Source organism: Phyllobacterium sp. NPDC097923, assembly GCF_044760925.1.
GTDB lineage: Bacteria > Pseudomonadota > Alphaproteobacteria > Rhizobiales > Rhizobiaceae > Phyllobacterium > Phyllobacterium calauticae.
In genome coordinates, this window is record NZ_JBIWBL010000001.1 from 686,020 (window position 1) to 704,331 (window position 18,312).

18 protein-coding genes are annotated in these 18,312 nt (G+C 59.2%); 13 read left to right on the top strand and 5 right to left on the bottom strand.

Annotated elements, in window-relative coordinates; all coding sequences use genetic code 11:
- The first annotated feature begins 12 nt into the window (after nt 1–12).
- A complete protein-coding gene (locus ACIQWS_RS03455; protein WP_403170216.1) occupies nt 13–552 on the top strand; it encodes a DinB family protein in 540 nt (179 codons plus the stop codon).
- 20 nt (nt 553–572) lie between these two features.
- On the opposite strand, the gene ACIQWS_RS03460 is transcribed toward ACIQWS_RS03455, so the two are convergent.
- Nucleotides 573–1,631, bottom strand: coding sequence for an SDR family oxidoreductase (locus ACIQWS_RS03460; RefSeq protein ID WP_403170221.1), 1,059 nt, complete (start codon nt 1,629–1,631; stop codon nt 573–575).
- A gap of 124 nt (nt 1,632–1,755) precedes the next feature.
- On the opposite strand from ACIQWS_RS03460, the gene ACIQWS_RS03465 reads away from it, so the two are divergent.
- Both ACIQWS_RS03465 and ACIQWS_RS03470 read left to right on the top strand, forming a co-directional pair.
- Nucleotides 1,756–2,637: a LysR family transcriptional regulator gene (locus ACIQWS_RS03465; RefSeq protein WP_403170224.1), complete on the top strand. Its 882-nt coding sequence runs from the start codon at nt 1,756–1,758 to the stop codon at nt 2,635–2,637.
- 55 nt (nt 2,638–2,692) lie between these two features.
- The gene (locus ACIQWS_RS03470; RefSeq protein ID WP_403170227.1) at nt 2,693–3,118 is read left to right on the top strand and encodes an MAPEG family protein; all 426 of its coding nucleotides are present in this window, start codon (nt 2,693–2,695) and stop codon (nt 3,116–3,118) included.
- A gap of 34 nt (nt 3,119–3,152) precedes the next feature.
- On the opposite strand, the gene ACIQWS_RS03475 is transcribed toward ACIQWS_RS03470, so the two are convergent.
- A complete protein-coding gene (locus ACIQWS_RS03475) occupies nt 3,153–4,082 on the bottom strand; it encodes a LysR substrate-binding domain-containing protein (protein WP_403170229.1) in 930 nt (309 codons plus the stop codon).
- A gap of 146 nt (nt 4,083–4,228) precedes the next feature.
- Here ACIQWS_RS03475 and katA point away from each other — a divergent pair, with 146 nt between their 5' ends.
- From katA to ACIQWS_RS03515, 8 genes are all read left to right on the top strand, one after another.
- Nucleotides 4,229–5,725, top strand: coding sequence for a catalase KatA (gene katA, locus ACIQWS_RS03480; protein WP_403170232.1), 1,497 nt, complete (start codon nt 4,229–4,231; stop codon nt 5,723–5,725).
- Nucleotides 5,726–5,840: 115 nt separating this feature from the next.
- Nucleotides 5,841–7,130, top strand: coding sequence for an RsmB/NOP family class I SAM-dependent RNA methyltransferase (locus ACIQWS_RS03485; RefSeq protein ID WP_403170234.1), 1,290 nt, complete (start codon nt 5,841–5,843; stop codon nt 7,128–7,130).
- 43 nt (nt 7,131–7,173) lie between these two features.
- Complete coding sequence (locus ACIQWS_RS03490) at nt 7,174–7,632, top strand: TspO/MBR family protein (RefSeq protein WP_346307312.1); 459 nt, start codon at nt 7,174–7,176, stop codon at nt 7,630–7,632.
- 1 nt (nt 7,633) lies between these two features.
- Nucleotides 7,634–8,278: a 5'-methylthioadenosine/S-adenosylhomocysteine nucleosidase gene (locus tag ACIQWS_RS03495; protein WP_403170236.1), complete on the top strand. Its 645-nt coding sequence runs from the start codon at nt 7,634–7,636 to the stop codon at nt 8,276–8,278.
- Nucleotides 8,279–8,332: 54 nt separating this feature from the next.
- The gene (locus ACIQWS_RS03500; protein WP_403170238.1) at nt 8,333–8,593 is read left to right on the top strand and encodes a type II toxin-antitoxin system HicA family toxin; all 261 of its coding nucleotides are present in this window, start codon (nt 8,333–8,335) and stop codon (nt 8,591–8,593) included.
- Nucleotides 8,590–8,919, top strand: coding sequence for a type II toxin-antitoxin system HicB family antitoxin (locus ACIQWS_RS03505; RefSeq protein WP_403170241.1), 330 nt, complete (start codon nt 8,590–8,592; stop codon nt 8,917–8,919). Before ACIQWS_RS03500 ends, ACIQWS_RS03505 begins: the two co-directional genes overlap by 4 nt.
- A gap of 129 nt (nt 8,920–9,048) precedes the next feature.
- Nucleotides 9,049–10,611 carry a glutamine-hydrolyzing GMP synthase gene (gene guaA, locus ACIQWS_RS03510; protein ID WP_288194770.1) on the top strand — a complete coding sequence of 521 codons (1,563 nt, stop codon included), beginning with the start codon at nt 9,049–9,051 and terminating at the stop codon, nt 10,609–10,611.
- An 85-nt stretch (nt 10,612–10,696) separates the two neighbouring features.
- On the top strand, nt 10,697–11,050 hold the full coding sequence (locus ACIQWS_RS03515; protein WP_223611609.1) for a hypothetical protein: 354 nt from the start codon (nt 10,697–10,699) through the stop codon (nt 11,048–11,050).
- A gap of 4 nt (nt 11,051–11,054) precedes the next feature.
- Here ACIQWS_RS03515 and ACIQWS_RS03520 read toward each other — a convergent pair whose 3' ends face one another.
- Entirely contained in the window at nt 11,055–12,680 is a 1,626-nt protein-coding gene (locus tag ACIQWS_RS03520; RefSeq protein ID WP_403177441.1) for an ATP-binding protein, read from the bottom strand.
- 220 nt (nt 12,681–12,900) lie between these two features.
- Here ACIQWS_RS03520 and ACIQWS_RS03525 point away from each other — a divergent pair, with 220 nt between their 5' ends.
- A complete protein-coding gene (locus ACIQWS_RS03525; protein WP_346307309.1) occupies nt 12,901–13,563 on the top strand; it encodes a response regulator transcription factor in 663 nt (220 codons plus the stop codon).
- Nucleotides 13,564–13,585: 22 nt separating this feature from the next.
- On the opposite strand, the gene ACIQWS_RS03530 is transcribed toward ACIQWS_RS03525, so the two are convergent.
- A complete protein-coding gene (locus tag ACIQWS_RS03530; RefSeq protein ID WP_403177445.1) occupies nt 13,586–14,203 on the bottom strand; it encodes a LysE family translocator in 618 nt (205 codons plus the stop codon).
- 345 nt (nt 14,204–14,548) lie between these two features.
- Here ACIQWS_RS03530 and ACIQWS_RS03535 point away from each other — a divergent pair, with 345 nt between their 5' ends.
- Nucleotides 14,549–17,308 (top strand): autotransporter domain-containing protein, encoded by a 2,760-nt coding sequence (locus ACIQWS_RS03535; protein ID WP_403170246.1) that lies wholly within the window; start codon nt 14,549–14,551, stop codon nt 17,306–17,308.
- Here ACIQWS_RS03535 and ACIQWS_RS03540 read toward each other — a convergent pair.
- A complete protein-coding gene (locus ACIQWS_RS03540; protein WP_346307307.1) occupies nt 17,291–18,271 on the bottom strand; it encodes an AraC family transcriptional regulator in 981 nt (326 codons plus the stop codon). The two genes, ACIQWS_RS03535 and ACIQWS_RS03540, sit on opposite strands and share 18 nt — an antisense overlap.
- Nucleotides 18,272–18,312: the final 41 nt, after the last annotated feature.

Sequence of the window (18,312 nt, forward strand, 5' to 3'; positions counted from 1 at the left end):
GGCGCGGAGGCCATGTCTGACAACACCCTCCGCGACCATTTTTCGGCCATGGCGCGCAACAGCGCCTGGTCGAACCATCGGCTGCTCGGCGCCTGTGCCGGGCTGACGGATGCCGAATTTGCGCAGGAGCGGATCAGTTTCTTCCCGTCGCTGCAGATGACGTTGAATCACAATCTCATTGTCGATCACATCTATCTGGCTGACATGGCCGGCGTCGGCCGCAAGAACATCAGCCTTGTCGGGGATATTCCCTTTCCAAAACTGGCTGATCTCAGAGCAGCGCAGGAGGCGTTCGACGCCGATCTGATCGCCTTTTGCGACAGTCTGAGTGCGCCGGATCTTGACCGGATCGTTATGATCGAATGGCATGACGGGCAGGTTTCACAGGAGCCGATCCGGCTTGTTCTGTCCCATCTGTTCGTGCACCAGATTCATCATCGCGGGCAGGCACATGCGATGCTGGCGGGAACAAAAGTGTCCCCGCCGCAGCTCGATGAGTTTTTCCTGAACTACGATAGTCCGCGCCGCAAGGGTGAACCTTTCGCGACTTGACCTCCCTCAAGGGGGGCAGTTCACGGAATAACCTTCCGCGCCCGCAGATCCCGGAAGACGTTCAGGAACATTTCTTCCGTATCGATATGGTCGTGGAAGCCGGCGCGCCGCAACTTGCTGCCGTCGGCGAAGAAATCGTAATTCCAGCCGAACACCGCATCGCCGAAACCCCATGAGGAAACATCCTTGTACGGGATGTCGGCAAGACCATGCTTGCGGACCATCATATCCCAGAGCGGTTCCTTGTCGGCCATCACCACGTTCAGGGACATGGGCAGGGGCGGGGCAACCTCCAGATCGAAAAACCTGGCAATTTTCGGCCACATCTCGCTCCAGCGGAAGAGATCGCCATTGTTGATGTTGTAGGCCTGATTACCGCTAGCCGGATTGGTGGCGATGAACACCGTCGCCCGCGCCAGCAGACCGGCATCGGTCATTTCAAGCAGGCTGTCATAGGCTCCGGGCTTTCCGGGAAAGCGCAGGGGAATGCCAAGTTCCTTGGACATCGAGGCATAGACGGCGATTACCGAGGCAAGGTTCATCGGGTTGCCCAGCGCGTATCCGATAACGACGGACGGGCGCAGCGCGGACCATGTCCAGCGTTTTCCCTTTTGTGCGGCTTCGAGAAAATCCTGCTGATCGATGTTGAATTCCGGCGGCATATGATTCGCATCGCTCTCGCGCGCCGGTGTCTTGAACGGGCCGAGATGCGCACCATAGACCTTGTATCCCTGCATGAGGCTGATGTGCCGGAGGCCGGGTGCGATGGGTTCGATGGCATTGACCACGTTGATCAGCATGGCAAGGTTCGGCGGCACCAGCTCGGCCCAGGTCGGACGGTCCTGATAGGCCGCATAAAAGATGTGGGTGACATCGGTGAGGTGCGCGAGCTTTGCCTTGGCATCCGCCGCATCGAGCAGATCGACGGCGATGTGGCTGAGCCTGCCATCCGCAATCCCGCCGCGCCGGGACAGGCCGACGATCTCCCAGTCACCCAATTCCTTGAGATATGCAATGAGGTTGCCGCCGATGATGCCATTGGCACCCACAATCACGGCCTTTTTCATGTCCTGCGTCATTTCAACAGCTCCATATGTGTTGGTGCCGTCAGCATCATCCATTTGCATAGGTTTGCGTAGTCTATCAATGGTGATATCATTCATAAGAAAATATTTTAGGTGATGCGTGGATCGCTTTGCGGCAATGAAGACGTTCGTACGCGTGGCGGAGCTTGGCTCGCTGTCGGCGGCGGCGCGGGAACTGGGGCTCACGCAACCGGCCGTCAGCCAGCAGATGGCGGCGCTGGAGCGTCATCTGAACATGCGGCTTCTGCATCGCTCGACACGTCAGCTGGCCCTGACCGACAGCGGCGAGGCCTATTATCAGCGGGCGCGGCATATCCTGCAGAGCGTCGACGAGGCGGAAGAGGCGGTGGCTGGCCTTGCCGCTTCGGTTCAAGGCAACCTTCGCGTGCATGCGCCTGTCGGGTTCGGCCAAATGCACCTGACGCCGGTGCTGATCGATTTTCAGCGCCAGCACCCGGATTTGACTGTCGAATTCATTCTCGATGACCGCTTTGCCGATCTGGTGGCCGAGGGTGTGGACGTTGCCATCCGTTTCGGCGCGCTGGCCTCCTCGGGGCTGGTGGCACGGAAACTGGCGACGTTCGAGCGCATTCTCGTGGCTTCGCCGGATTATCTCGCGCGCCATGGCAGCCCCCAGCTGCCGGAGGAACTGTCAGAGCATCGGCATGTCAGGTTCATCTGGTCGCCGCAGGGCGAGGCGGTGCCGCTGATCGGCCCGGAGGGGCCGATTGTCGTGCCGGTCAAATCGGGCTTTCTCGCCAACAACGCCTTTGTGCTCAATCAGGCTTTGTGTGCGGGTGTGGGCATTGGCGGGGCGCAGGTGCCGCTGGTCCAGCCGTTTCTCGACGACGGCACGCTGGTTCGCGTGCTGCCCGCTTACCGCTACGCCCCTATGGATATGCACGTGGTCTATGCCTCGGCAAAGTTTCTGCCGCGCAAGGTAAAGGCGTTTGTCGATCATCTCGCGGCTGGCTTGTCCGGAATTCCCGGGTTGAATTAACAGCTTGCGGAAAAAATGAACGTAGACGTAAGATGCGCTAACATTGGAGGACCCCATGTCGCAGACCGCAATTTTCTGGCCGATGATCGCACTGACCGCGTTGATCTATATCGTCTACGGCCTGGTATTCCTTCGCCGGATGGAGGCGGTCAAGAGCGGCCAGGCGTCGCCCCGCGATTTCAAGCTGCCGCTGAAGGAGCCGGAGGTCAGCGTCACGGCGATCCGCAACCTGATCAATCTTTATGAGCTGCCCGTCCTGTTCTACGCCGTCTGCATTTCGCTTTATGTGGTCAATGGCTCATCGTTTCTTGCCGTCATTGTTGCCTGGCTGTTTGTGGCTGCACGCGTCGCCCACACCGTCGTGCATGTGACGTCGAACCGTTTGAGGCTGCGCCAGCCGATCTTCACCATCGGCTATCTCTTGAACGGTATTCTCTGGGTGATTCTCGCGCTGCATCTGGCGATACCCGCAACGGCTTAGAAGCGGTGAAGGGATTGCGGGGAACGGTCAGGAACTAAGCCGCCAGATCGTCCAGCTCGTCGGCTGAGATCAGCAATCGCCTGCCGCACTCGACAATCGTAGCGGCAAGGGCATCGAAATCGTCGCGCCTTTCGCTTTGCCGGCGCCAGATCAGGCCGATCTCCCGCGAGGGTTCGGGATCGGCAAAGGCAAGGATGCGCACATTGTTTCGGCTGGCTTCCGTGCGCACGGCAATTTCCGGGATCAGCGTCAGGCCCATGCCATGGCTGACCATCTGCAGCAGGGTAGTCATGCTGGTGGCGCCATAATTGACCAGCTGCCGCTGCTTGACGCTGGTGCACACCGCCAGGGCCTGATCGCGCAGGCAGTGGCCTTCCTCGAGCAACAGCAGCCGTTCCAGCGCCACGCTCTCCTGGGTCATCGGCGAGGTGAGGATGTCGGTATCATTGCTCGACGTGGCAATCAGAAACCGGTCGCGGAACAGCGGTTTGGCGACAATGCCATCGCTGTCAATCGGCAAGGCGGCGATCAGCGCGTCGAGATCGCCGAGCCGCAGATCCTCCACCAGCTTTGACGTCACCGCCTCGCGCAACTCGATGGTCAGCTCCGGATAGGCTTCGCGCAGTTCCGGAATGAGAATGGGCAGGAGATAGGGCGCTATAGTCGGGATGATCCCCAGCCGCAGGCGGCCCTGCAGAATGCCGCGCCGCTGCGATGCCAGTTCTTCCAGCGATCGGATGCCGTTCAGGATGCCGCGAACCCGCGGCAAAAGCCGCTTGCCCATATCGGTCAGAACCACCGTGCGGCGCGTCCGCTCAAACAGGGGTGTTCCCAGCCGCTGCTCCATCTCCGCGATCTGCGCCGAAAGCGCCGGCTGCGAAATGCGCGCGAGTTCTGCCGCCTTGCGGAAATGCAAAGTGGTGGCGAGGATATCGAAATAGCGCATCTGTCGGACGGAAAACATGATAACCAAATCCTATCAATAATAATTCTAAATTCAATTGGAAACTATGATTGGAATAGTTCTATGGTCACCCCTGAGATCGCAGAGAGCCCGCGCGCCGTGCGATTCTGAAAATAGTGTCAAAAACGAAATTCAAGGAGAAGCCAATGGCTGACCGTCCGACGTTGACAACAACTGCCGGTGCACCGGTATCAGACAATCAGAATTCGAGGACCGCGGGCGAACGCGGTCCTGTTCTCCTGGACGACTATCAGCTGCTCGAAAAGCTTGCCCACCAGAACCGTGAACGTATCCCGGAACGTGTTGTTCACGCCAAGGGCTGGGGCGCATTCGGCACGCTGAAGATCACCGGCGATATCTCCCGCTACACCAAGGCCAAGGCTTTGCAGCCAGGCACCGAAACGCCGCTGCTGCTGCGTTTTTCCACGGTTGCCGGTGAACTTGGCGCCGCCGATGCCGAGCGCGACGTGCGCGGTTTCGCCCTCAAATTCTACACGAGCGAAGGCAACTGGGATCTGGTCGGCAACAATACGCCGGTGTTCTTCGTGCGCGATCCGCTGAAGTTCCCTGATTTCATTCACACGCAGAAGCGCCATCCACGCACCAACATGCGTTCGGCCACCGCTATGTGGGATTTCTGGTCGCTGTCGCCGGAAAGCTTGCACCAGGTCACCATCCTGATGTCGGATCGCGGCTTGCCGGTCGCGCCGATGTACATGAACGGTTACGGCTCGCACACCTATTCATTCTGGAATGACAATGGCGAGCGTTTCTGGGTAAAATTCCACTTCAAGACCCAACAGGGCCACAAGCATTACACCAATGCGGAAGCTGAAACCCTGATCGGCAAGTCGCGCGAAACCTACCAGGAAGAGCTGTTTGGCGGCATTGAACGCGGCGAATTCCCGAAATGGACCGTTCAGGTCCAGATCATGAGCGAAAGCGATGCGGAAAAGACTTCCTACAATCCGTTCGATCTGACCAAGGTCTGGCCGCATGCTGAATTCCCGCCGATCGAAATCGGCGTCATGGAACTCAACCGCAATGCCGACAATTATTTCGCCGAGATCGAGCAGGCTGCCTTCTCGCCGTCGAATGTCGTTCCCGGCATCGGTCATTCGCCGGACAAGATGCTGCAGGCACGTGTGTTCTCCTATGCGGATGCGCATCGCTACCGCCTTGGCACGCACTACGAAGCGCTGCCCGTCAACCAGCCGAAGTGCCCGGTCCATCACTACCACAAGGATGGCCAGATGAACTTCTTTGGCCAGAAGACCGGCAATGTCGATGCCTATTACGAGCCCAACAGCTTCTCGGGTGCTGTCGAGCAGCCGTCGGCAAAAGAGCCGCCGCTGGCCCTTTCCGGCAATGCCGATCGCTACAACCACCGCATCGGCAACGATGACTACGGTCAGGTGACGGCACTGTTCAACCTGTTCGACGCCGGTCAGCGCGCGCGCCTGTTCTCCAACATTGCTGCGGCAATGGGCGGTGTTCCCGGCGCCATCATCGAGCGCCAGCTTGCGCACTTCAAACGTGTTCATCCCGCGTATGAAGCCGGCGTGCGGGCTGCCCTCAAGGAAGCGCATGGCTATGAAGCCAACGCGATTTCCAACGAAGAAAAGCACGCCGCGGCCGAGTAATCGCTGCCTGCAACAACTTTGTTGTTCAATGTGAAAGCCGGAGCGTGATGCTCCGGCTTTCTTTTATTGGCTTTGCCATGTATGCGAGGCCGGTAGACAACAAGAAGGAATTCCCATGCGACTTGGCGGACGCCTGCAGGCGGCAATCGAAGTACTGGACGATATTGAGACCCGCAAACGCCCGGCTTCCGATGCGCTCAAGGATTGGGGACTGTCGCACCGCTTTGCCGGTGCGGGTGACCGCGCGGTCATCGGCAATATCGTTTATGATGCCTTGCGGCGGAAATTGTCGCTCGGCTGGCGCATGGACAGCAATGCGGCCCGTCATATTGCCTTTGGCGTGCTCTTGTCCGATGCCGAACTGGTTATCGATGAAATTAATGCCGCGCTGGATGGTGATAAGTTTGCGCCCGCGCCGCTCGAAGCCGACCGCATGGCCATCTGGCTGGAGCGTGACCTCGCAGCTGCGCCCGATCATGTGCGCGCCGACACGCCAGAATGGTGTGTGCCGCATTTCCAGGCGATTTTCGGCGATGCCTGGGTGGGTGAAGCCGCTGCCCTCAGCGACCGCCCGCCGGTCGATCTGCGCGTCAACACGCTGAAGGCCGATCGCGAAAAGGTGCTGAAGGAACTGGTTCGCGCCGGAGCCAGCGCCGCGCCGCTGCTGGAAACCGCCGTGCGGGTGCCGCCGCTGCGCGCCATGGGCCGTCATCCCAACGTGCAGGCGGAACCAGCCTTCCAGCGCGGCCTTTTCGAGGTGCAGGATCTCGGGTCGCAGATTGCCGCCAAACTCAGCGGTGCGAGGCCTGGCGAACAGGTGCTCGACTACTGCGCTGGAGCCGGCGGCAAGACGCTGGCGCTGGCGGCCCAGATGGGCAACAAGGGGCAAATTCACGCCTATGACGCGGAACGTGCCCGGCTTGCCCCCATTTTTGACCGGCTCAAACGGGCAGGGGTGCGCAATGCGCAGGCCCACGCCAATTCCAGTGAACTGATCCCGCTTGAAGGCCAGATGGATCTCGTTCTGGTCGATGCGCCCTGCACCGGTTCCGGCACCTGGCGGCGCAGGCCGGACGCGAAGTGGCGCCTCAGCGAGCAGCAGCTGGAACGGCGCGAGGTGGAACAGCGCGAGGTGCTTGACGCGGCCAAGGCCTATGTGAAACCGGGCGGGCGGCTGGTCTACATCACCTGCTCGCTGTTTGCGCCGGAAAACGGCCAACAGGTCGCTGCGTTCCTGGGGGCAAACCCTGATTATACCCCGGTCGATACCCGCCCGCTCTGGCAGGAGGCGGTCTCGGCGAGCGACGGTCTCGCGCCATTGTTCAAGGATGGCAATACGATCTTGTCGCCATTGTCGACGTCGACGGACGGCTTCTTCATTTCTGTTCTCAGACGCGAGAAATAACGGTACAACCATCCGCGACATTGTCCGCAGGAAAGGTTCTACCATGTCCCGGTCCGTAGGGTTTCTCTTGTTTCTCGTGTTGACTGTCGGTGGCGGGCTTGCCATCGGCTATATCACGCTGCCGGGCGAATGGTATGCCGGGCTGGTCAAGCCTTCATTCAACCCGCCGAACTGGATTTTTGCGCCGGTGTGGACGATCCTGTATGTCCTGATCGCAGTTGCCGGGTGGCGGGTGTGGGATCTCGATATGACCTCCGCCCAGCAATTCTGGTGGGCGCAGCTCATCCTGAATTTCCTGTGGTCTCCGACCTTTTTCGGCTTCCAGCAAATGGGATTTGCCTTGCTGGTCATCGCGCTTTTGCTGGTCTCGATCATCGCCTTCATCCGGGTGACATGGGAGCCCGATAGACCGTCGGCTGTCATGTTCGTCCCCTATCTCGTCTGGGTGGCGTTTGCCACACTGCTCAACGCATCGCTGTATCTGCTCAATCCGGTGTCCTGACATGAGTTTGCCCTATCAACTGGCCGCTATTGGCGGCAAACAGGTCCTGTTCGTCATGGCGGTCGATGCGGAGTATGGGGCGCATCTGCAGCGGCTGTTCCGGCCGCTGATGACCGGTGTGGGGCCGGTGGAGGCGGCGGTCAGCCTGGCGGCCAATCTGGCGGCGCTGGAACGGGATGGAATCGTACCGGACCTTGTTGTATCGCTGGGATCAGCCGGGTCGCGGACGCTGGAGCAGACCGAAGTCTATCAGGCGACAAGCGTCTCCTATCGCGACATGGACGCTTCGCCGCTTGGCTTCACCAAGGGGGCAACGCCGTTTCTCGATCTGCCGGTCACCGTGCCTTTGCCGCTGCGCATCCCGGGCGTGAAGGAAGCATCGCTTTCAACCGGCGCGAACATCGTCTCGGGCAGCGCCTATGACCGGATCGATGCGGATATGGTGGAGATGGAAACTTTTGCCATATTGCGCGCCTGCCAGCGTTTTGGCCTGCCGTTGATCGGGTTGCGCGGCATTTCCGATGGCGCTGCGGACCTGCGCCATGTCGGTGACTGGACCGAATATCTGCATGTAATCGACGAAAAACTGGCGCTGGCCGTGGAGGCCATGGGCCACGCGCTGGAGACCGGGGCGATCACGCTATAATTTTTTGACTTTCTTATCGACTATTTTATTGATACTGAAAAGTGATATCATTATATGGATCTCAGCCGGAAGCATCGGGCGACGCTTGCCGCCATTTTTGCCGAACCCGTCCGTGCAGGTATTGCTTGGCGGGATATTGAGGCGCTCATCCTCGCTTGTGGAGGCGAGATTACGGAAGGGCAGGGCTCACGGGTTCGTATCGCCCTGAATGGCATCCGCGCGGTGTTTCATCGACCGCATCCGCAAAAGGAAACGGATAAGGGCGCGGTGAAATCAGTGAGGCGCTTTCTGCTGGAAGCGGAGATAAGACCATGAGTACGATGCATTACAAGGGCTATGAAGCGGTTATCGAATACGATGAAGATGCTTCTCTTTTCCACGGCGAGGTTATCAATCTTCGCGACGTCCTTACCTTTCAGGGAACATCTGCGGCAGAGCTGAAGCAAGCGCTTGCCGGCTCCATCGAGGACTATCTGGCCTTTTGCGCCGAGCGCGGCGAGGAGCCGGAGAAGCCATTTTCCGGTCAGTTTGTCGTGCGTGCGGAACCGGTCCTGCACAAGGCCATTTCCAGCGCCGCGCGCCGCGCCGGGGTGAGTCTCAACAAATGGGTTGTCATGACGTTGGAGCGATCGTTGCGCTAGAGGTTCGAATGCGAACAAACACCACAACACAAAGATGATTCCTCTCAAATTGTGAACAAATGCAATTGGCATCCGTGTGTGGTGGAGTGACCCATTGCATCGACTCGGCAATTGCTTTAAAGGCCCGCCATGAACACACCCACTCATCCCGATACAGTCCTCATCGTCGATTTCGGCAGCCAGGTAACGCAGCTGATTGCACGCCGTGTGCGCGAAGCTGGCGCCTATTCCGAGATCGTTCCTTTCCAATCCGCTGACGAAGCATTCCGCCGCATCAAGCCGAAGGCGGTCATTCTGTCCGGCAGTCCGCATTCCACCGTGGATATCGGCAGCCCGCGTGCGCCGCAGGCTGTGTTTGAATCGGGCATCCCGGTTCTCGGCATCTGCTATGGCGAGCAGACCATGTGTGCGCAGCTTGGCGGCAAGGTCGAAAGCGGCCATCACCGCGAATTCGGCCGCGCTTTCCTCGACATTCAGGAAGAATGCGCCCTGTTTGACGGCATCTGGGCCAAGGGGACACGCCATCAGGTCTGGATGAGCCATGGCGACCGCGTCGTTTCCATTCCCGATGGTTTCAAGGTTGTCGGCACATCGACCGGTGCGCCGTTCGCTGCCATCGCCAACGAAGCCAAGAAATTCTATGCCGTACAGTTCCATCCGGAAGTCGTGCACACGCCCGACGGCGCCAAGCTCCTGCAGAATTTCGTGCATCGCATTGCCGGCATCAAGGGCGACTGGACCATGTCCGCCTATCGCGAACAGGCCGTCGCTGCGATCCGCAAGCAGGTTGGCGACAAGAAGGTGATTTGCGCCCTCTCGGGCGGCGTTGATTCCTCCGTTGCCGCCTTGCTCATCCATGAAGCGGTTGGCGAGCAGCTCACCTGCATTCTTGTCGACCACGGTCTGATGCGCAAGAACGAGGCAGCCGATGTGGTTGCCATGTTCCGCGAACATTACAACCTGCCACTCATCCTCGTGAACGCGCAGGATCGTTTCATCGACGCGTTGGAAGGCGAATCCGATCCGGAGAAGAAGCGCAAGACCATTGGCCGCCTGTTCATCGAAGTGTTCGAGGAAGAAGCCAAGAAACTTGGCGGCGCGGATTTCCTCGCACAGGGAACGCTCTATCCCGACGTGATCGAAAGCGTCTCCTTCACGGGCGGCCCTTCGGTGACGATCAAGTCGCACCACAATGTCGGCGGTCTGCCCGAGCGCATGAACATGCAACTTGTCGAACCGCTGCGTGAGCTGTTCAAGGATGAAGTACGCGTGCTGGGCAAGGAACTCGGACTGCCCGATTCCTTCATCGGCCGCCATCCGTTCCCCGGCCCCGGCCTTGCCATCCGCTGCCCCGGTGGCATCACCCGCGAGAAGCTGGAGATTTTGCGTGAGGCCGATGCGGTCTATCTCGACGAAATCCGCAAGGCGGGCCTTTACGATGTGATCTGGCAGGCCTTCGCCGTGCTTCTGCCGGTACAGACCGTCGGTGTCATGGGCGATGGCCGGACCTACGAATTCGTCTGCGCCCTGCGTGCCGTCACTTCCGTCGACGGCATGACAGCCGACTTCTACCACTACGACATGAGCTTCCTTGGCCAGGCGGCCACGCGGATCATCAACGAAGTCAAGGGCATCAACCGCGTCGTCTATGACGTCACGTCGAAGCCGCCAGGCACGATCGAGTGGGAGTGAGAAAAATTGACGGCCATCGTGTCCCTTTGGCGGGAGCGCGACGAAGCCGTGATTTAATCGTTCGGCGCCAGACGAAAGGGCAATCATGAACGACTCCGAACAGGACAGTGCAAACATAGCCAGGAATTTTGAGGCTATGGGCAATTTCATCGAGCATTTTGGTATCAACCGGGATCGGGGTGAGCGGTGCCGTTTCGACGCCGATGTCATCTTTCAAAGCGCGCGGCTGGCACATGAGCACACGCGGGTATATCTCAGCTTTCGCGACGACGATGTTTCGTCCGTGCGGTTTGCCGAGAAGGGCGAGCTCAATCCCGTCTTTGTCCATACGGAGTTCCGGGTCACCTCCTCGCATTTCCAGTTTGAAAACAATGAGCTGCAGATTACCGGTTCCTCGCCCAAAGTAGGCACGTACAAGGTCCGCATCATACCATCATAACTGATCAGGAAAGGCTCTGCGGCATGTTCCGGCGCACGGCTTTGTCGATAGCGGCCTGAAGAGCGTCGCCATCAACGGGTTTGTTGAGCATTTGCAGGCCGCTTTCGGCAATCTGTTTCAAGACGGACGGGGATGTATCGCCTGTCAGCAGGAACGCCGGAACCGTATAGGTCAGATGGTTGAACAGGTCGGCAATTGCCTCCAATCCGGTTGTTCCGGCCGCCAGTCTGTAATCGGCGATGATCAAATCCACCGGCGTCCGTTCCGGTGCCGAAGCGTGGAGCCGTATCACAGCCGCCGCAGACTTGTCCGCGTAAACCCTATGCCCCAGGACCGTCAGCAGTTGAGTGATGGCGTCGAGAACATCCGGTTCATCGTCGACCACCATGATGCAGAGAGAGCCGGAAAGTGCAGCCTGCCGCGCGGGGAGAGACGCCGGCGGGCGCAACGTCAGCGGAACAAGGATCGAGAACATCGAACCGCGGCCCTCCCGCGACACGAGCCTCAAGGGATGACCGAGCAATTGCGCCGTGCGGCGGACGATTGCCAGACCAAGGCCCAGCCCCTTGTCGCGATCCCGCGCCGGATTGTTCAACTGGTGGAATTCGTCGAACACCGTTTCCTGCTGGTCGGGAGGAATGCCGATACCGGTATCGAGCACCTGTATCTCGACATTTGAACCGCGCTTGCGGCAACCCAGGAGAATTTTCCCGTGGTCGGTGTAGTTGAATGCGTTGGTGAGAAGGTTTGCCAGGATACGCCGCAGCATCATCGGGTCGGTGTAGACCCAGAGATCGCGATCAACCAGACGCCATTCGAGGTTGCGCTCCCGCGCGGTTCCGCTGAATTCGTCATGCAGATCATCGAACAAGCGCGACAGTGAAACGGGTTCTTTTGCGCTTGTGACGATGCCGGCGTCCAGGCGCGACATGTCGAGCAATGCATTCAGCAAGCCGCTGAGGTTTCCCGTGATCGATTTTACCCGCTTCGCCAGCGTGCGTGCGTCTGCACCGCGGACGTCGCCCCGTTCGCCCAGCGTGGCCAGCGTCGAATTGAAAAGGCTGAGCGCGTGCAGGGGCTGGCGCAGGTCATGGCTTGCCGCCGCCAGAAAACGCGACTTGGCGCGATCGGCTGCCCGGGCCTTGTCCCGCTCTTCCTTCAATTGGGTAATGAGTGTCACGTTCTCGAAACGCAGCAGAACGGTCTCGACCATCGATTTGTACGACACGCGGCTGTAGTAAAGATTGACACCGGCAAGGCAAACAACAAACACCAGATAAACGTCATTGATTGCTGCTTCCGCCGTCAGCGCGCGGATTGCCATAGGCAACAGCATGGCAATCAGCGAACCCGCATAGGCCGGTGGAAATGCGGACAGTGATGGAATGGCGCCGCATACCAGGCCGGTGAGTACGATGGTGGTGAAAGCCTGCATTTGCGGCTCCGCCGATAAAAAACCGAACCAGCCAAGCAAACCCCACAATGCGCTCGATGCCCACGACAGGATCGTGAAACGCCAGGCCCAGGACGATAAAACCGTGCCGGATTGTTCCGCCTCGGATTTGGGGCGCCCGAAATAGCGTCTTGATGTCAGGACACGGGCGATTGTCAGACAGTAGATCGCCCCCACCCACGACAAAAGAAGCTCGCTTTGTACAAAATTCCGGAGAACATACAAAACCGGAAGAGGAATAATGAAGTTGGCAAATAATACTGCGTAAGATTGTCGGTATAAAAGATCGATAAGATGAGGCTGTAAATGTTGATCAATTCTCATTGCTGTTTTAACTCTGGCTCGGGAATGCGAGCATGATGCACGCCGTTGGTTTTTTAACAAGAAGGTACGCCTTATGCTCGAGTTTTCGCGGGTCATCCTTGCTGACGATCATGCTCTTGTGCGTGAAGGGCTCAAGCTCCTGCTTTCGACCATCGACGGCGTGACGGTTGCCGGCGAAGCGGCGGATGGCGACACGGTCGACCGCCTGCTCCGGGAAACGGCCGCCGATCTTCTCATTCTTGACCTTGGCATGCCGGGCGTGAACGGATTCCAGTTCATCAGGAACGTGCGTGCGGCCTGGCCCGAGCTGAAGATTTTGATTGTGACGGCAAATCTGGAACCGCGTTCTGTTCGCGCCGCCTTTGATGCCGGCGCGAACGGCTATTTGACGAAAAGCGGCGACGCGACAGAATTTCTGGCCGCCATCGAGGCCATGCGGTGCGGCGAACCCTATGTTGCCGAAGAAGTGCGCTTTGCCGTCGACCAGCACGGCAAGCAAGACGGCTTCCATGAGCCCAAACCTGCTATTGCGTCTCCCGTCGAACTGACGCGGCGCGAGCAGCAAATCCTGACCCTTATTCCTCACGGCATCTCCACACGTGATATTGCCGAGCGTCTGGGGATCAGTCCGCTCACGGCACGCAAACATCGCGAAAACCTCATGCGTAAACTCAATCTGCACAGTGGAGCCGAACTGACGGCCTATGCCATCCGTCTTGGACTGTCCGCCGGCTGAACGCCGGCAAGATCGTGTCCCGTCAGATGTTCTTGGTTGCCAATGTGACGCCCAGACCAATCAGAATGGATCCGCAGACCTTTGGAACAATCCATCCTGATCCGGCCTTCGTCATACGGCCAAGCGTGACCGAGGCAATGCCGACAGCCGCAACGTCCGCCGCTGAAAAGGCGAGATTGACGATCATGCCAAGCAGCAGAAACTGCAGCCAGACCGGAGCACTCAGATTGGCGTCGATAAACTGCGGCAGAAATGTCAGGAAGAATAATGCCGTCTTCGGGTTGAGGACCTCAACGACGACACTGTCGCGAAAAACACCGGGACCCGCGGAAACGGTGTCTTTGTGCCCGCCCTTTCCGCCCATGAACATGGTGATGCCCAGCCAGACGAGATAGGCGGCGCCAGCTAACTTGATCACCGTGTAAAGCAGTGGTGCGCTGTGAAGGAGTGCTGCCAAGCCCAGCGCCGTCGCGGCAATGTGCACGTAACAGCCGAGGTGAATACCGCAGGCAGCCTTCAGCCCGGCACTGGTTCCATGGGTCAGCGTCTGGGCGGTCATGTAGAGAATCGCTGGCCCCGGCATGCAGGCAAAGAGCAATGTTGCCAGGACAAACGGCATCAGTTGTTCGAGCGGCAACATCATTATTCCTCCAGCAGATGGGACCGCTCTCATTATCCGGAGCGACTTTGGGCGATTGCGACATGGATCGAACCAAGCGACGACATCATGCGGAGGGACAATTACGCCCGGAAATGCGCAGGGAACATACGGCACTCGTCGTACTTCGACAGCACGGGCGCCGGAACAGAACGACAGGGTTAACAGTCTGCAGCAGAAAGCGCGGGAAGCTTCGTCGTCCTCCGTATGGCACGAAATACGGCAAATGCCGTATGGCTGATTGAATCGTTGGACTATATCCCTCCAACAATTAGAAGTTGTGCTGTCGTTCCCAGGGGGGGCACGGTGGGGTTGGGGGAAACGACCATGAAACTTGCCAGCAAGTGCCGGCAGCACGTCGCCGTGTTGCTTTTAAGCGTATGCTTTTGCGGGACAGCGTTCGCGCAAACGGCAGGCGACCCCACCGATCCAGAGACGTGGCGGACACCGGAGTACAAGGCTCAGTTTTGGCTCGATTATATCTACGCGAATTATGCTTATGCCATGGGCGTGGACGGCAGCGGCGTCAAGGTTGGCGTTATCGATTCAGGCTTGGCCAGGGATCACCCCGAATTTGCCGGACGCTATGATGAGGGTATCACCGTCCAGCCCGACAAGCCCTGGTATATCGACTCTAACGCGGTCACGCACGGTTCTGCTGTCGCAGGTGTGATTGCCGCAAACAGGGATGGCAAGGGAATGCATGGTGTTGCCCCGGGGGCCACCATTGTTGCCGTCAATGTCGATGCCGGTGACGATATGGTCAAGGCAGATGCCGCCGTTGCTGGAATTTATGCTTTGGTTTCCCGTAACGTCCATATCATCAACAACAGCTACGGCTCAGAAGTGGCGATCACTGATTATCCGCCGGATGTCATCTCATCGGCGTACAAAGCCGAAATCGCCGCGTACAGGCACGCCGTGGCCAACGACACCTTGCTTATCTGGGGAACCGGCAACGACAGTCGCAGCCAGTCCTCCATTAACGCTGGGTTGCCCTATCTCATTCCGGAGCTGGAACGGGGTTGGCTGGCGGTGACCGGTTATGATTATGAATATGGCAATCAGTGCGGCGTTGCCAAAAACTGGTGTCTGACTGCGCCCGCTTATTCCGTCATTACCGTGGACGGACGAGGCGGGTATCAGGAGATCAACGGAACCTCCTTTGCGGCGCCGCACGTTGCCGGTGCCGCAGCCCTGGTCAAACAGATGTTCCCCTACATGACGATGGATCAGGTCAGGCAGGTCCTGCTTGGAACCGCCTTCGACATTGGCGCTCCCGGCGTCGATGATGCCTACGGATACGGACTTCTCGATGCCGGTCGTGCCGTGCTCGGGCCGGGGAAATTTGATTGGGGCGATTTCAACGTCAAATTTGACGGTGGTCAGAGCCGATGGTTCAACGACATTACCGGCGCAGGAGGCTTGGTCAAATCAGGCGATGGAACGCTGTTGATGTTTGGCGACAGCACCTATGCCGGAAAAACCCGGATTGATGGCGGTACTCTGGCGCTGGCAGGCAGTATCGCATCCGATACGCTGGTAGGCCGTGGCGGAGCCCTTTCCGGAGACGGCATCATTTACGGGAATGTCGACAATCAGGGCATCGTCTATGGCGGCTGGGGCGGCGCCGGCGGAACGCTGACAATTGATGGCAACTATCACCAATCCGCCGATGCCAGCATGCGGGTCAAGATCGGCGCAGCCGAGGGTACCAGCCGTGTCGACGTGACGGGCACGGCGCAGCTTGACGGTGGCACAGTTGATGCTTTCCTCAATCCGGGCACGTTTCGCGGTGATGCCCGATACACGATCCTTGCTTCGGGCGGGCTCACCGGAACGTTTAGCCGTGTGCAGGCTGACTACGCCTTCCTCGACCTGACACTCGGCTACGATGCCACCAATGTCTACCTGAACGTTTTGCGGAACAAGACGGCTTTTGCCGATATTGGCACGACAAAGAACCAGAGATCGGTGGGTGCCGGTGTGGAAAGTCTCGGCGGGCTGGTGCTGTCCGGCACTGCCGGGACAGGCAATCCCGCCGCATCCATCTACGACCTGATTATCGGGTCGAATGCCCACGATGCGCGGACAATATTCGACTCGCTCTCCGGTGAAATCCATTCGAGCGTCAAATCGGCACTGCTCGACGAAAGCCGGTTTGCCCGGGATGTCATCTCCGCGCGTCTGCGCGCGGCATCGGGGGCTGCTCCGTTTTCGTCGATGCCTCTTCTGGCCTACGGTCCGGGTGGTCAAATTCCCGCCGCACCCGATGCCTCCTCGGCGGTCTGGGGACAGGCCTACGGTTCATGGGGACACCTGTCGGGCAATGCGAATGCTGCGAAGCTCGAGCGCTCCTCGGGTGGATTCTATATGGGGGCTGACGGCGAATTCGGGCAGTCATGGCGTGCAGGCTTTGCCGGAGGATATGGCAGCAGTTCGCTTGACGCTCCGGCACGCGCGTCCTCGGCGTCCGTCGACAGCTATACGATCGCTGCCTATGCCAGTACGCAGATGGATGCGTTGGCCTTGCGTTTTGGCGCTGCCCACACGTGGCACACGGTGGAAACAAGCCGTTCCACGGCATTTGGTGCATCCGCTGCCGATTACGCCGCGAGAACGGTGCAGGTTTTCGGCGAGGCAGGCTATGCCTTCGATTACAATCGTGTGGCATTGGAGCCATTCGCAGGTCTCGCCTATGCAAACCTTCATACCGATGGCATCGGGGAAAGCGGGACTGCAGGGCTCAAATCCCACGGCGACGTTGATGACAACGTCTATGCAACGCTGGGCCTACGCGCCCGGACGGATATTCCCGTCGGTGACACGGCCAAGCTGGCGGCAAGGGGAATGCTCGGGTGGCAGCATGCCTTTGGCGACGTTGCTCCGGATACAACATTCGCCTTGGCCGGAGGGTCGCCGTTCCCAGTCGAAGGTTCGCCGATTGCGCGGGATGCTCTCATTGCTGAAGCCGGATTGGATTACGCGGTGACGAAGACTGTCACGCTGGGTGTTTCCTATACCGGCCAGATGTCGTCGGCGGTGCAGGCGCATGGGGTGCGCGGTGATCTAAGCTGGAGATTCTGAAAGGGCACGCCGCACGAGGGGCGATGCGAGGGGGCTCTCCGATGACAAGGCGGTCCTCCCGCTATGGCCGTATTGGCGCGGCGAACAGCCCATGACCCGCTTGAAGGCCGTGCTGAAGGCGCTTTCCGAGTCGTAACCGAGCGACAGGGCAATGGCGGACACGGGATCGCTTGAATTCTCCAGCCTGTCTCCCGCCACCAGCATCCGCCAGCGCGTCAGATATTCCATGGGGGACTTTCCGACGGTCTGCTTGAATTTGAGTGCAAAGGTTGAGCGCGACATGCCGGCCCGTTCCGCCAGTGTCTGCAACGTCCAGTGGCGCGCCGGATTCTCATGCATGGCGTTGATTGCAGCGCCCATCTGCCTGTCCGCCAGAGCAAACAGCCAGCCGACGCCGCCTTGCAATCCTCCGGCCAGATGCAATCGCAGCGCCTCGATCAGCATCATATGGGCGAGGTGCTGCACCAGGAGAAAGCCGCCGGGCTGCCGCTCGCGCAACTCCCGCATCATCAGTTCCACGGGCCAGCGCAGCACGGACTGATCCGCGTCTTTGCGGATGTGCACGATCGGCGGCAGCATTCCCAACAGCACGTTGGCATGGTTGCCGGTCAGGGCAAAACGGCTGCTGACAACAAAGCAATCGCCGCCGCCTTTATGCACGGCGATGCCGCCATTGCGCGCAGCGGAAAAAACCGTGACAGCCTCGACTGACGACAACGTCAGATCGCTGGCCAAGCGAAACGGCCGGCCGTACGGCAACAGGAAGCAGTCGCCCGTGCCGAGGTGCACGGCATCGGCAACGCCCTCCACGGACAGCCAGCATTGACCGGAAACCACGGCGCCGCATTTGATGCTGTCCCGGCTTTCCGGAAACTGGATCGACCATTCGCCCCCGGCATCGAAGCCGGCGGACATATAATTATGCGGTTTAAGCAGGGACAGGACGTCTGAGAGCGGGTCCATGGTCATTCCGGACGATTGCGAAGATAATGCAGACTTTACAG